The sequence below is a fragment of the Flavisolibacter nicotianae genome (genome assembly GCF_003628535.1).
GTDB lineage: Bacteria > Bacteroidota > Bacteroidia > Chitinophagales > Chitinophagaceae > Flavisolibacter > Flavisolibacter nicotianae.
Map to the genome: position 1 here is coordinate 249,336 of NZ_RBCI01000005.1, position 14,411 is coordinate 263,746.

10 protein-coding genes are annotated in these 14,411 nt (G+C 50.7%); all 10 read left to right on the forward strand.

Annotated elements, in window-relative coordinates:
* Positions 1 to 89: 89 nt before the first annotated feature.
* The 10 genes from D6024_RS15805 to D6024_RS15850 all read left to right on the forward strand — a co-directional run bounded on the left by D6024_RS15805 (position 90) and on the right by D6024_RS15850 (position 14,374).
* The gene (locus D6024_RS15805; protein WP_121355610.1) at positions 90 to 3,038 is read left to right on the forward strand and encodes a GH92 family glycosyl hydrolase; all 2,949 of its coding nucleotides are present in this window, start codon (positions 90 to 92) and stop codon (positions 3,036 to 3,038) included.
* Between the two features lie 65 nt (positions 3,039 to 3,103).
* Entirely contained in the window at positions 3,104 to 4,432 is a 1,329-nt protein-coding gene (locus tag D6024_RS15810) for an alpha-L-fucosidase (protein WP_121355611.1), read from the forward strand.
* A 112-nt stretch (positions 4,433 to 4,544) separates the two neighbouring features.
* On the forward strand, positions 4,545 to 5,627 hold the full coding sequence (locus D6024_RS15815; protein ID WP_121355612.1) for an alkaline phosphatase family protein: 1,083 nt from the start codon (positions 4,545 to 4,547) through the stop codon (positions 5,625 to 5,627).
* Between the two features lie 286 nt (positions 5,628 to 5,913).
* Positions 5,914 to 6,645 (forward strand): glucosamine-6-phosphate deaminase, encoded by a 732-nt coding sequence (locus tag D6024_RS15820; RefSeq protein ID WP_162944800.1) that lies wholly within the window; start codon positions 5,914 to 5,916, stop codon positions 6,643 to 6,645.
* Between the two features lie 2 nt (positions 6,646 to 6,647).
* Positions 6,648 to 7,505, forward strand: a complete 858-nt coding sequence (locus D6024_RS15825) for an ROK family protein (RefSeq protein ID WP_240410056.1) — start codon at positions 6,648 to 6,650, stop codon at positions 7,503 to 7,505.
* Positions 7,506 to 7,553: 48 nt separating this feature from the next.
* Positions 7,554 to 9,287 carry a GMC oxidoreductase gene (locus D6024_RS15830; RefSeq protein ID WP_121355613.1) on the forward strand — a complete coding sequence of 578 codons (1,734 nt, stop codon included), beginning with the start codon at positions 7,554 to 7,556 and terminating at the stop codon, positions 9,285 to 9,287.
* A 73-nt stretch (positions 9,288 to 9,360) separates the two neighbouring features.
* Positions 9,361 to 9,957: an AAA family ATPase gene (locus D6024_RS15835; RefSeq protein WP_205573295.1), complete on the forward strand. Its 597-nt coding sequence runs from the start codon at positions 9,361 to 9,363 to the stop codon at positions 9,955 to 9,957.
* A gap of 101 nt (positions 9,958 to 10,058) precedes the next feature.
* Complete coding sequence (locus D6024_RS15840) at positions 10,059 to 10,925, forward strand: restriction endonuclease (protein ID WP_121355614.1); 867 nt, start codon at positions 10,059 to 10,061, stop codon at positions 10,923 to 10,925.
* 104 nt (positions 10,926 to 11,029) lie between these two features.
* A complete protein-coding gene (locus D6024_RS15845; RefSeq protein ID WP_121355615.1) occupies positions 11,030 to 12,610 on the forward strand; it encodes a gliding motility-associated C-terminal domain-containing protein in 1,581 nt (526 codons plus the stop codon).
* A gap of 141 nt (positions 12,611 to 12,751) precedes the next feature.
* Positions 12,752 to 14,374: a carboxylesterase/lipase family protein gene (locus D6024_RS15850; RefSeq protein ID WP_121355696.1), complete on the forward strand. Its 1,623-nt coding sequence runs from the start codon at positions 12,752 to 12,754 to the stop codon at positions 14,372 to 14,374.
* The last annotated feature ends 37 nt before the right edge of the window (positions 14,375 to 14,411 follow it).

Genomic DNA, 14,411 nt, shown 5'->3' on the forward strand with positions numbered 1-14,411 from the left:
AATTGTTGGTCTTTAGGCAGCAAAGCGGTGTTGAAAGAAAGCCTGCTGGTGTTTCATTGAATTTAAAAACCCGGAATAAATCAGAAAGAATGTTTTCTCTATCTCGTTTGAAAGCTGCACTTTTTCTCCTGCCGGTCCTGTGCGGGATGAGCAGCGGGGCGCAACAAAAAAATTATGCAAAGCTGGTGAATCCGTTTATCGGCACAGGCGGTCATGGACACACCTATCCCGGTGCGACGATGCCGTTTGGAATGGTGCAGCTAAGTCCCGACACCCGACTGAAAGGCTGGGATGGATGCAGTGGTTATCACTACAGCGACAGTGCCATCTACGGCTTCTCGCACACACACCTGAACGGAACGGGTATTGAAGATTATTGCGACATTTTGTTGCAACCCACAACTGGTGCCTACCGTTGGAACAACGAGGACTACAAGTCTTCTTTTTCGCACCAGAACGAAAAAGCCTACGCCGGTTATTATGGCGTAAAGCTCGATAAATACAACATTGGTGTGGAGCTCACGGCAACCCTGCGTACAGGCTTGCACAAATATTCCTACCCGGCCGGCACGAAGGAAGGGAATGTGCTGCTTGACCTTTTGCACCGTGACATCGTGCTCGATTCCTGGCTACAGAAGGTAGACGACCACACGCTGATCGGTATGCGGCAATCACGGAGCTGGGCGCACAAACAAACCGTCTTTTTTGCCCTTCGCTTTTCAAAGCCGATCATGAAATATACCGTAGCGCTCAACGAAGAAGAAAAAGGTGCGTTGCCAAAAGCGGAAGGACGCAACATCAAAGCCTATTCATCCTTCGACGTCAGTGATGGAAAGCCGTTGCTGGTGCAGGTCGCCATCAGTGGCGTTAGTGCCGAGGGTGCGATGAAAAACCTGGAAGCCGAAGACGCAACCTTTGATTTTACCTCGACGCTTTCAAAAGCGACGGCGGCCTGGGACAAGGAACTGGGCAAGATCGACGTGGCAGGCGGTACAGCCGACGAGCGGACCGTTTTTTATACGGCCTTGTACCATGCGTCTGTTAATCCCAATCTGTATATGGACGTTGACGGGCAGTTTCGCGGAACGGATGACAAAATTCATACGGCAAACGGCTTTAGCAACTATTCCGTTTTTTCCCTTTGGGATACACACCGGGCCTATCATCCGTTGATGACCATCATTAACCAGAAGCGAACAACCGACTGGATCAACACGTTTTTGGCGCAGGACGAATACGGCGGTATGTTGCCGGTATGGGAGCTGAGTGGCAACGAAACGTTTTGCATGATCGGCTACCATTCGGTGCCTGTTATCGCCGATGCATATCAAAAAGGGATTCGCGGCTTCGACGCAAAAAAGGCGCTGGCTGCAATGCGCCGCTACGCGGAAGGGTCCCGCTTCGGGTTGCCCTTTTATCGAACCAACGGGTTTCTCAGCAACGACAAAGAATCGGAAAGTGTATCCAAAACGCTTGAATACGCCTACGACGACTGGTGCATCGGGCAAATGGCCAAATGGCTGGGTGACGAAGAAACTGCGGAGACTTACCTGAAAAGGGCGCAGCAATACAAAAACCTGTTCGATCCCGTTAGCGGCCATATGCGGGGAAAGCTGGGTGCCATGTGGTACAGTCCTTTCGACCCGCGGGAAATCAATCATTTCTTTACAGAAGGCAACTCCTGGCAATACAGCTTTACCGCGCAGCAGGACATTGCCGGTTTGATCAAGCTCTATGGCGGCAGGCAAACGTTTGCGGCGCGGTTAAATGAACTGTTCACGACCGTATCCAAAACCACGGGCCGCGACCAGGCCGATGTGACGGGATTGATTGGCCAGTACGCACAGGGGAATGAACCGAGTCACCACATGGCCTACCTGTTTAATTTTGTTGGCCGGCCCTGGCAAACGCAGTATTATCTCAACAAGATCTTTAATGGCTTTTACAAAAATGCTCCCGACGGGCTGATCGGCAACGAAGACTGCGGCCAGATGAGTGCCTGGTACATTCTCAGCGCCATGGGTTTTTATTCCGTTACTCCTGGCAGCGGGCAATACATTCTAGGCACACCGGTGTTTGATAAAGTCACGATCCACCTGGAAAACGGGAAGCAGTTTGTTATCAAAGCAAATCGTAAAAAGCCCGGTGATTTCTATGTGCAGTCGGCAACACTGAACGGCAAGCCGCACAGCCAGTCCTTTCTTCAGCATACGGCCTTGATGCAGGGCGGCGAACTGCAGTTTAACCTGGGTGCAATGCCTAATAAAAAATGGGCTACAGCGGATAGCGACATCCCGGTAACAGCGATCAATGATCACCTCATTACGCCGGTGCCATACCTGACCGGAAACGATAAAAAGTTCAAAGGCAGCACCTCGGTCGAGATCAAATCCATTGAGCCCGGCACCACTATTTTTTATGCGGTAACGCCTTTGCATGGTTCGGGCACCAATGCCTTTTTTCAACAATACAGTGCGCCGTTGCCACTGAAGCATTCAGCTACCGTGTATGCTTATGCGGTGAAAAACGGTCAGCAGAGTCAAACCATCGAACAGGATTTTTACCGGTTGCCGGAAGATAAAACCGTGCAGGTGATCAGCAAGATGAATGCAATGTACAGTGCCGGCGGACCGGAGGCTCTGATCGATAGCATTATCGGCGGTGCCAACTACCGCACCGGCGAGTGGCAAAGCTATGAGGGCAATGATTTTGAAGCGGTGGTGGATTTAAAGCAAAGCAAACCCGTACATTACGTGGGAGCGCATTTCCTGCAGGATGTGGGAAGCTGGATCTGGATGCCGCGAAGCGTCAGCTTTGAAGCTAGCAATGACGGAAAGACGTTTCAGCCACTGGGTGATGTGCAAAATACCGTCAGCGACAAGGATTACAAGGCTTCGGTAAAAGAATTTGGCCTGGCGGTGCAAACGGAAGCTCGCTATATCCGGGTAAAAGCCATGAACTATGGTAAGATACCCGACTGGCATCCCGGCAAGGGAGGCAATGCGCATATTTTTATCGACGAAATCATGGTAAGGTAAGTCTAGACATCGGAGGCCTTGAAGACCTTCGATGTCTCTGTCGATTCGAATAAACAGAAAAACGTATGAAACGATATACTTTCTCACTCCTGGTTTTCGGAATCACGATCAGCGCTTTTTCACAGGCAAATGTCAATCCCGATTCGATCCGTGGTAAAATGCAGTGGTTCGCAGATGCCAAGCTGGGCATCTTTATCCACTGGGGTATTTATTCCGTCAATGGCATCGATGAAAGCTGGAGTTTTCACAACAAAAAAATCAGTCATGCAGATTACATGAAGCAGCTGAACGGCTTTACAGCCAGCCGGTACAACCCCGAAGAATGGGCTGCACTGATAAAGGAGAGCGGTGCCCGCTACGCGGTGATGACCACCAAGCATCACGATGGTGTGGCGCTATGGGCGACGCGGCAAAACCATTTCAGCGTTGCCAAAAACTCACCGGCCAGGCGAGATGTTCTGACGACGTTTTACAAAGCGCTCGACAAACAAGGCATTAAACGCGGTGCTTATTTTTCGCTCATCGACTGGAGTCACTCCGATTATCCAGGCTTCCTGAAAGACAGCAACCACTACACCGTGGCAGGCGATCCGCAACGCTGGCAACGCTTCCGCAAATTTTTCCAGGCGCAGATCAACGAGGTGAACACCGCCTTTCAACCCGCCCTTTGGTGGTTTGATGGCGACTGGGAGCACAGTGCAGCAGAGTGGGAGAGTGCCAGCGTTCGCAACCAGATTTTGCAACAAAATCCGTCGGCCATCATTAATGGCCGCCTGCAGGGATATGGGGACTACGAAACACCGGAGCAGAATTTCCCGGTGAGCCGCCCCAAATACAATTGGTGGGAACTCTGTATGACCATTAACAACAACTGGGGATACCAGCCGCAGGACACGGCCTGGAAAACGCCTTTTGAGATCATCACCATTTTTGCCGATGTGGTGAGCAATGGCGGTAATCTTTTGCTCGACATCGGGCCGAAGGCCGATGGAACGATACCACCGCAGGAAGTCCAAGTTTTAAAAGAATTGGGCAAATGGAACAAAAAGCACGAGGAAGCGATTTTTGGATCGGTGCCGGGTCTGCCGCAAGGTCATTTTTATGGACCGACAACTCTGTCGAAAGATTCGGGCACGCTGTATTTATTTCTTCCCGGTGCCACCACCGGTGATATCATGATCAAGGGGTTGAGCAGCAAGATCAACGACATCCAGGTGCTCGGTACGCAGCAACACCTGCAGCAAAAAATTGTCGGTAAGATTTCGTGGAGCCCCGTGCCGGGACTGGTTTTTATCAATGTGCCGCAAGCGGTTAAAGATCCCTATATGACCGTGTTGAAACTGACCCTGGACGGACCGGTGAAACTGTATCGTGGGCAGGGCGGGTTGAATTAAGAATGAATAATGAACATTGAATAATGAATGGATGCTACTTTATTTGTTTTTCACTTTTCATTTTTCCCTGTTCTCTACTTTTTGAAGGCGATTTCCAGTTCAATTCAGCGATATGAAAATTTCTTTTTTACTCTTCGTTTCCTGCCTTTCGGTTTGCTGCAAGGCGCAACGGGCCGAAAACCTGGTCATCATCACAACAGACGGCTTTCGCTGGCAGGAAGTCTTCAGGGGCATGGACACAGCCATTGCCAATAACAAGACATTCAACCAGGGCGACAGTGCCTACCTGTTTCAGAAATATGGTGGGCCGCGTGAAGCAGAACGAAGAAAAAAATTGCTTCCCTTCCTTTGGTCTTCCGTTTTGGCAAAAGGACAATTGTGGGGCAACCGTGCATTTGGCAACAACGTAGATAATTCCAATCCGTATTGGTTCAGCTATCCCGGTTACAGTGAAATCATGACCGGCTTTGCCGACACAGCGATCAATTCCAACAGTTATCCGCCCAATCCCCACACAACACTGCTTGAGTTTTTTAACCGGCAGCCGGCGCTGAAAGGTAAGGTGACGGCCTTTGGTGCCTGGGAAGCCTTTAACCGGATTTTAAATGAGAAGCGAAGCGGTATACCGGTCGTGGCAGCTTTCGATCCTGTTGGCGGAATCAATCCCAACCCACGGCAAAAACTGCTCAATGCGATGCTGGCCGACTCGTACAAACCCTGGCATAACGACGAATGCCTCGACGTCTTTACTCATTATGCGGCGATGGAAGAACTGAAAAGCAGGAGACCCCGGGTTCTCTACATTGCCTATGGCGAAACCGACGAATGGGCGCACAGCGGCCGGTACCGAAACTATCTCGATGCGGCACACCAGGTAGATGCATGGATCAAACAGATTTGGGATTTTGCGCAGGGTGATCCGCAATACCGGAATAAAACAGCACTGTTCATCACAACAGATCATGGCCGCGGTGATTTGATAAAAAATGAATGGACAAGTCATGGCAGCGACATTTCCGATGCGCACCAGATTTGGTTTGCCGTGATGGGACCTGGAATTCCGGCGAAAGGTGAAGTGAAAACACAGGACCAGTATTATCAAAAACAGTTTGCGCAAACAATGGCAAAGCTGCTGGGGCAAACGTTCACTGCGGAGCACCCGGTTGCGGCACCGGTAAGCGACGTGCTGAAATAAGCTACCGGCTCAAAAGATATACCTGTAAACATCCAACGGCAACTATTAACCGTTGGATGTTTGCTTTACAATGGTTTCAGATTTACTTCTTCATCCAAAAGAGACAACGATCCTGGTGCCTTTCCCGATGAAAATTGCGAACCGGTTAATAGTTGGTTTTTGTGCGTTGATCAAACAGCTACTTAACGGTGCACTGTGTATCTTAGTAGCCAACGGGAAGAAAGCACACCAGTCACCTGTTTGTGATGTATCTTCTTCTCCGTACAGTAAAACAAAACCCCAATCAATGATGAAACTTATTGTTGCAGAAACCTATGATTCCCTTTCGCGGCAGGCTGTCGATGATTTGCTGGCGATCATTGAAAAAAAAGAACAACCCCTTCTTTGCGTTGCGTCGGGCGACAGCCCGGCCGGTTTGTACCGCGAACTGGTGCACAGGGTAAAGGAAGAAGGACTGGATGTTTCGGGCTGGTTATTTCTCAGCCTCGACGAGTGGAGCGGCATGAACGGCAAGGACGAAGGAAGCTGCCGCTTTCATCTTGACAGGGAATTGTTCGGGCCCTTGCAGGTTAGCGAAGAGCGGATTTGTTTTTTTGATGGCAGGCACAAGGATCCCGAAGCCGAGTGCAGCCGGATTGAAAATTTTATTCAGCAAAACGGCGGTATCGATCTGGCTATCGTCGGTTTGGGAATGAACGGACATATCGGTATGAATGAACCCGGCACATCTCCCTTGCTCCGTGCCCATATCGCCGAATTAGCGGAGGAGACAAAGAAGGTCGGGCAGAAATATTTCCAGGAGCCGGTTGACCTGGCCAACGGGATCACATTGGGTATTGCGGACCTGGCGGATGCCCGTAACGTTTTTCTGGTGGTTAACGGAAAGCACAAAGCCGGAATTTTGCAAAAAGCACTGGAAGAACCTGTGTCGGAAACCCTGCCTGCAAGTTGGTTGCAAAAGCATCCACGATCCACCGTCTACGCAGACAAAGAAGCCGCTGCCCTGTTAAAAAACTGACCATGAATTCTGACTGTGCCATCGGTATTGACCTGGGCGGAACCAACATCCGTGGCGGTGTCGTTTGCGGCGATGAATTGACAGGAATGCAGGCGCAGCGCATCAATCCTCATGGCACGGTTGACGAGGTGTTGCAGCAACTCTTTCAACTAACCGACCGCCTTCTTACCCCTTCCGTTAAATCGATCGGCATTGGTGTGCCGGGGTTGGTCGATGAAGCAACGGGGATAGTTTACGACGTGATCAATATCCCCTCCTGGAAAGAAGTGGCTTTGCAGCAAAAGATGCAGGAGCGGTATAATCTCCCTGCTTTGCTGAACAACGATGCCAACTGTTTCGCTCTGGGTGAATATTATTTTGGAAAGGGCCGCGGGCACGCTTCGATGATTGGGTTAACGATCGGTACGGGCCTTGGTACCGGCATCATCATTCAGGAGAAATTGTATACGGGAGCCAGTGGTGGTGCAGGTGAATTTGGCATGATTGATTACCTCGATCAATGTTACGAGTATTATGCCAGCGGACAGTTTTTCCGGAATGTTTACGGCATTGAAGGCGAAGAGGTCTTTAAACGGGCCACAGGGGGAGAGGCTGAAGCCATCGCGATGTACGGGGAACTGGGAATGCACCTGGGCAAGGCCATTAAAATGATCCAGTATGCATTGGATGTGGACCTGATCGTTCTTGGGGGCTCGGTGCGCCATGCATATCGATGGTTTCAGAAACGGATGTGGGAACAAATTGAAACCACCGCCTACCAGCGATCCGCAAAACGCCTCCAGATCGCCGTGTCGGAACAGGAAAACAGCGGCTTGCTTGGTGCTGCTGCGCTCTACCGTAATGCGCAAATCACGAAATAAGAACCCGGCTGGCCGCCGTGTTTGCAAATACAACCTAATCTCTTTTTTATGCCAAACGATTCCTTGCCTATCAACCTGAACACAAAAGGAGTACAGCAAAATTCTTTCGATGCCATTGTCATTGGTTCGGGCATCAGCGGCGGCTGGGCCGCGAAGGAACTGTGCGAACAGGGCCTGACAACACTTGTGCTGGAACGTGGCCGTAACGTGGAGCACATCAAAGACTATCCAACTGCTACCAAGGCGCCGTGGGAGTTTCCGCACCGTGGGCAAATGAGCCGGGCGTTTTTAAAAGCAAATCCGCTCATTAGCAAGGCGGCCGGCTTTGGCGAAGACACGGCACACTTTTTCATCAAAGATGCCGACCATCCCTATGTGCAGGAAAAACCGTTCGATTGGATCCGCGGCTACCAGGTAGGGGGCAAATCCCTGACATGGGGACGGGCCTGCCAGCGATGGAGCCCGTTTGAGTTTACTTCACCGGAACGACTCGACTACGGCATGAACTGGCCGATTGGATATGAAGATGTGGCCCCCTGGTATTCGCGTGTCGAAAAATTCATTGGCGTATGCGGCAACAAAGACGGCATCGAAGCCATGCCCGACGGCGAATTTCTGCCGCCTTTTGATCTGAACTGTGTGGAATCCAAAATGCAACAGGCCATTGCCGGAAATTACAAGGGACGCCACCTGGTACATGCCCGCTGGGCCCACCTGACGCAACCGACAGAACTTCATTTGCAACAAGGCCGTGGCAGGTGCCAGGCCCGCAATCTTTGCATGCGCGGCTGCCCTTTTGGTGGTTATTTCAGCACGGTTTCGTCCACCTTGCCCTGGGCAGCAAAAACAGGTCATTTGACCGTGCGGCCATTTTCAGTGGTTCACTCCATTCTTTACGACGAGTCTAAAGGCCGGGCAGTTGGTGTACGGGTAATTGATGCCAATACCCACAAGACAACGGATTATTTTGCACGGATTGTTTTTGTCAATGCCTCGGCGTTGAACAGTAACCTGATCCTGCTGAATTCCACATCGCACCGCTTTCCAAATGGTTTGGGAAATGACAGCGGTGTGCTGGGGAAATATGTTTGCTTTCACAATTACCGGGCGGCGGTCGATGCCGATGTGCCGGGCTTTGAAGACAAATATTATTTTGGTCGCAATCCCACGGAGCCGATCATCGCCAACTACCGCAACCTGCACCAGCAGGATACGGATTATGTGGGTGGCTTCACCACCTTCATGGGCGCTTACCGGGTACGGGGCGACGAGGCGGCAACAGCCGAATCGATCGGCGCTGCCTTCAAAGAATCCATGAGCCAGTTGGGTGGCTGGCGCACCTACATGTATATGCAGGGCGAAACGGTTCCGCGGGCCGAAAACCATGTTCGTTTAAGTAAGGACCAGAAAGACCAGTGGGGCATACCGCAGTTGGTGACATCGGTAGGCTACGATGACAACCACGAGCGGATGATCCGGGATTTCTTAACACAGTCGGCGGAGATGATGGAAAAGGCCGGCTGCAAAAACATTGCGCAACACGACAATGGGCAGGCACCGGGCCTGGACATCCACGAAATGGGCGGTTGCCGCATGGGAAAGGACCCGAAAACATCGATGCTGAACGAATGGAACCAGCTTCACCACTGTAAAAATGTTTTCGTTACCGACGGTGCCTGCATGACCAGCACCGGCAACCAGAGTCCGTCGATTTTGTACATGGCATTGACTGCGCGGGCCGCCAACCATGCCGTGGAAGAACTGAAGAAAGGCAATCTTTAAACCATGCGGTCCGGTTGCCTTTTGATTCACGCACAATCGATTTTTATACAAAGGCAAACCAATCGGATACCAAATGAAACGGATGTTGGCTAACAAAAAAATACAGGCAGACCAGAAATCTGCCATTGCCATCGCACCGCAAAAAAGGCCCACGAATTGGTATGTCATCACTGGCGGACCGGGGTCTGGTAAAACGACAGTGATCAACCTGCTCAAAGCAAGGGGCTATACAACCACGATTGAGCATGCCCGCCACTATATCGACACCCAACTCGTACAGGGAAAAACGGTGGAAGAAGTGCGGCAGAACCAGCAAATGTTTCAAAAAGGCGTGCTGGAAATGCAGATCCGGCAGGAAGCCGCCCTCGATCCCGGCGAAATTGTTTTTTTGGACAGGGCAATCCCGGATGCGCTGGCCTACTATCAATTTCTGCACTTAAAAAAAGACGAACCTTTACAAAAGGCGCTGGAAAAGGCATCGTATAAGAAGGTGTTTGTTTTGGATTGCCTGCCGCTGGTCAACGATTATGCCCGCAGGGAAGACGAAGTGGCGCAAAAAAAGATACAGGAACTGTTACTCGACGTGTATAGCTCGTTGCGTTTTCCGATCGTACGAGTTCCCGTTCTTCCGCCTGAAGAAAGAGTGAATTTTATTTTGGAAAACATATAAGTGTTTTTTGTGCGAGAAAGATGAATAAGGAGCCATCTCCTCTGTTCGCCATTTACTGCTCACAAACTGATTTGTGCATTGTCTTCAAATTGCCATTGCCTATGGATCGGATCAGTGTCATCAAAGCTTCGGGAAAAAAGGACGTGTTCTCAAACGAAAAACTGCACCGGTCATTAAAGCGGAGCGGTGTTTCCAACGAGATTGCCAATGAGATCGTGCAGGAAATTACGGCACACCTGACAGAAGAGATGTCGACAAAGTCGATTTATAAACAAGCCTTCCAGCTCCTGAAACAATATTCCCGTCCCGGTGCAGCCCGGTACAAACTCAAGCAAGCCATCAACGCGTTGGGACCTTCCGGTTTTCCTTTTGAATTGTTCATTGCCGAACTGCTCAAAAGCGAAGGCTACACGGTTCAAACGGATGTAATCGTCCAGGGGCATTGCGTGCGGCACGAGGTCGACGTGATAGCGCAGAAAGAAAATAAACAGTTCATGGTGGAATGCAAGTTTCACAACAGCCAGGGTATCTGCACCGATGTAAAAGTCCCGCTCTATATCCAGTCCCGCTTCCTGGATCTGACCCGAAAAGGAGAAGGATTTCCGGAACGGGAAAGTCCTTTTCACAAGGCCTGGCTGGTCACCAACACCCGTTTTTCGGAAGACGCCATTTTGTATGGTACCTGTATGAACATCGATTTGGTGAGTTGGGATTATCCCCGCCACTTTAGTCTTCGCGACCGTATCAACAAGGCGGGCCTGCACCCGCTTACCTGTTTGTTAAGTTTAACGGGTCACGAAAAACAATTGTTGCTCAACAAACGCGTTGTCTTATGCAAGCAGCTTTCTCAACAGCCGGAACTGCTGCAGGAAATCGGTATAGGAAACACGCAACGCGTAGCCGGCATCCTCACTGAAGTGGAACAGGTTTGCCAAAAAAAGATATTGCAACATAAGGCGGGTGTTTAGTGATTGGATAAGCCAACGGATAGCGCCAACTGCATATTGCCGTTTGCCTGTACCGTACGCCGGATTTTCTGTAAATTACTCGGGGCATCAATCGTCCCCTGAGTATGAAGCTTAAAAGCTGTCTTCTTTGTTGTCTGCTTTGCATTGCCGGCCTGGCCGGCTTTTGCCAGGAAGACTGCAGTAACGGAAAAGACGATGACGGTGACGGCCTGGTTGATTTGAAAGACCCCGATTGCCAGTGCCGCATAACCGTAAGGGGCAATCTCTTCCAAAATGGTTCGTTCGAGGACTTTTTGCATTGTCCCACTTACCTCTACGACAACGACAACGCCATTGCCCGTTTCTGGCGCATGGGGACCTACACCAATGGGAGTGAAGCCATCTATTATCACAACCTGGCCTGCTCGTCCGACTCAGCCATCGTGATGAAATACATTCCACCTGCGTTGCCCTTACCCGATGGCAAAGCCTTCGTTTCCATCCGGCAGGCAGTCTACCGGAAACCGGACAGCAGGGAAACGGATATCGCAAAAACTTACGTCAGCCAGTGCTTGCAAACGCCATTAAAGAAAGACGAAGACTATGTCTTTAGCTTCAGTGCAGGGCGTTTCCGGTCGAATGACGATGCCGGTTTCAAATACAGAACAGAACCTTTTACTGTTGCCCTGTTTGGGCATTTAGATTGTAATGCCGTTCCCTTCGGAGGGATTGCGGCCAACAGCAACGGCTGCCCGGCCAATTATGCGGGATGGGTGCTGCTGGGCAAAACGGTGATGCGAAGCACGGGAAACTGGGTGCAGGGTCGTGTAAAATTTACGGCGCCATTTGGTGTGAATGTCGTGGCTATCGGGCCGGATTGTTCCTTCTTGGTTCCGGAACTCGAACTGGCCGACAGTACAACCCGTGCAGATTTTTATGTGTACTATCTCGATGATGTGCATTTGCTGCCGGCAGCCCGATTTCCATCTTCAGTTGTTCAAACTCTGGGAGGGAATGTTTGCCAGCCTGATTCCGTGTTAAGGGCACCGTCTTTTCCCAATGCCGTTTACCAATGGTACAGGGACAGCATCGCGATCGCTGGTGCAACGCAACAACCCTACCGGGTTCCGAAAAATATTTCGGGGTTTTTCAGCGTCAGGGTTTCGACTGCGGATACCTGCTTTGTGACCGATCCGTATTATGCAGGTGCCGATCCGTTTGCACATCTGCATCTTGCAAATGATACGACCGTTTGTAAAGATGAACCGCTGGTTATTGCTCCCGCTTCGGACAATATCACCTATTTATGGGACAATCTTTCGCTGACCGAAGTGAAAATTGACCGGGGAGGTGTTTATGAGATAAAAGCAATTGGCGTGAATGGTTGTTCCAAAACGTTCACCATTCGCGTCGGGGAACAAGCCTGTGATGAAAGCACACTGCACATGCCCAATGCGTTTACACCAAATGGCGATGGCCGAAACGATGTGTTCCGCATACCAGCTACGCGTCAGTTTCAGCTCAGGGAATTTTCGGTTTTTGACCGGTGGGGGAAGAACCTTTTCAGCACCCGGAACCTTGGCGCCGGCTGGAACGGTACGGCTGGCGGCCGGCAAAGTCCGCCAGGGACTTATGTTTATCTTGTCAGGGGGCGTTTTCATAACAAGCCGGTGGAAGTAAAAGGAACAGTTTCCCTGATCCGGTAAGGTGGCGCCCGGCTCCTGACTTTATTTACAGGACAGAAGACCGCCGGCACCTGCGTTAGTTTCTTTTGAAAAAAAATGGTCACATTGGAAATGTGTTTTATATTGTGTCAAGTTGACAAAAACTAAAACGCTTTGTTTGCCATGAAAAAAAATGCTTTCCGTTTGTTCGTAGCATCAGTTTTCTCGCTGGTCTTTTTTCCCGCGATTGCGCAAAAACCAGCTTCCGCAGATCCCATTGTTGCGGGAAAATCCTATGCCGTTGTACCCACAGCCTATGGTAAGGTGAGAGGATACAGCAGCAGTGCCATCTTTACGTTCAAGGGTATTCCTTATGCAAAGGCGGAACGCTTTCAGCCGGCACAAAAACCGGACGCCTGGCAAACTGTTCGCAGCTCGATGAGCTACGGGCCCGTTTGTCCCACCGACGCCACCACCACGGTGATGGATGAAGGTGAATTTCCTTTCCAGCACAACTGGGGATACACCAATGAAAAATGCCAGAGCCTGAATGTGTGGACACCGGAGATCAACGGGACTGCCAAACGTCCGGTAATGGTCTGGTTTCATGGCGGAGGCTTTACGGCTGGTTCATCGGTGGAACTGCCGTCCTATGATGGTGAAAACCTGAGTCGCAAAGGCGACGTGGTTGTGGTGACGGTCAACCACCGGCTCAATGTACTCGGCTTTCTCGACATGTCGGCCTATGGCGAAAAATACAAGTCTTCCGGGAATGCCGGTCTTACAGATCTGGTGGCAGCCTTGCAATGGGTGAAAGAAAATATTGCCGCTTTTGGAGGCGATCCAAATAACGTGACCATCTTCGGCCAGTCGGGTGGCGGCGGAAAAGTGACATCGCTTATGTATGCACCGTCGGCCAAAGGCCTTTTTCACAAAGCCATTGTGCAAAGCGGCAGTTATCTTTCGGGTTTTATGGAGCCGGCAGTTTCGCGGCGCATTACGGCGGCGACGCTGGAAGAATTAAACATCGCACCCACGCAGGCTGATTCCCTGCAAAAAATTCCCTACGACCAGTTATATGCCGCGGCGAAAAAAGCCATGACCAAAGTGAGCCAGGCGTTACGGGCAGAAGGAAAACAAGCTGGTTTTTTTGGCTGGGGGCCTATATTGGACGGCGATTTTCTGCCCTACCAACCGACTGATGCCGCCGGTATTGCCATCGCCAAAGACGTTCCGCTGCTGGTCGGCACAACCAAGAATGAATTCACGCCATTCAATCCCACGCTCCGCAACCTGTCGATGGAGCAGGTGAAAGAAAACCTGCAAAAGCAATACAAAGACAAGGCCGACGCATACATGACAGCCGTGAGCAAAGCCTATCCCGGAAACCTGGAACCGGGTAATTATGTCGATCTCGATATCAATTTCAGGGCTGGTGCCATTCGCCAGGCCGATCTGAAATCATCAACGGGTACGGCTCCTGTTTATATGTACCTATTCAGTTGGCAGTCGCCGGTAATGGATGGCCAGTTCAAGGCGATGCATTGCATGGAATTGCCCTTTGTTTTCGACAACATCGACCGATGCCGTGAAATGACGGGGGGTGGAAAAGACGCAAAAGTTCTGGCCGACAAAATGAGCCAGGCCTGGATCAATTTTGCCCGCACGGGCGACCCCAATGCGAAAGCCTTGCAGGCATGGCCAAAATACACGGCCGAAAATGGGGCGACCATGTTTTTCGATAACAAGTGTGAAGTGCGGTATCACCACGACAAAGAATTGCTCCAGGTTGCAACAGCCAAATAAAATTGCAGAATCACCATGCAGCTTTCCTCTGACAAAA

Coding starts and splice junctions, on each gene's coding strand:
- D6024_RS15805 (WP_121355610.1), top strand. CDS start 90: ATGTTTTCTCTATCTCGTTTGAAAGCTGCACTTTTTCTCCTGCCGGTC.
- D6024_RS15810 (WP_121355611.1), top strand. CDS start 3,104: ATGAAACGATATACTTTCTCACTCCTGGTTTTCGGAATCACGATCAGC.
- D6024_RS15815 (WP_121355612.1), top strand. CDS start 4,545: ATGAAAATTTCTTTTTTACTCTTCGTTTCCTGCCTTTCGGTTTGCTGC.
- D6024_RS15820 (WP_162944800.1), top strand. CDS start 5,914: ATGATGAAACTTATTGTTGCAGAAACCTATGATTCCCTTTCGCGGCAG.
- D6024_RS15825 (WP_240410056.1), top strand. CDS start 6,648: ATGAATTCTGACTGTGCCATCGGTATTGACCTGGGCGGAACCAACATC.
- D6024_RS15830 (WP_121355613.1), top strand. CDS start 7,554: ATGCCAAACGATTCCTTGCCTATCAACCTGAACACAAAAGGAGTACAG.
- D6024_RS15835 (WP_205573295.1), top strand. CDS start 9,361: ATGAAACGGATGTTGGCTAACAAAAAAATACAGGCAGACCAGAAATCT.
- D6024_RS15840 (WP_121355614.1), top strand. CDS start 10,059: ATGGATCGGATCAGTGTCATCAAAGCTTCGGGAAAAAAGGACGTGTTC.
- D6024_RS15845 (WP_121355615.1), top strand. CDS start 11,030: ATGAAGCTTAAAAGCTGTCTTCTTTGTTGTCTGCTTTGCATTGCCGGC.
- D6024_RS15850 (WP_121355696.1), top strand. CDS start 12,752: ATGAAAAAAAATGCTTTCCGTTTGTTCGTAGCATCAGTTTTCTCGCTG.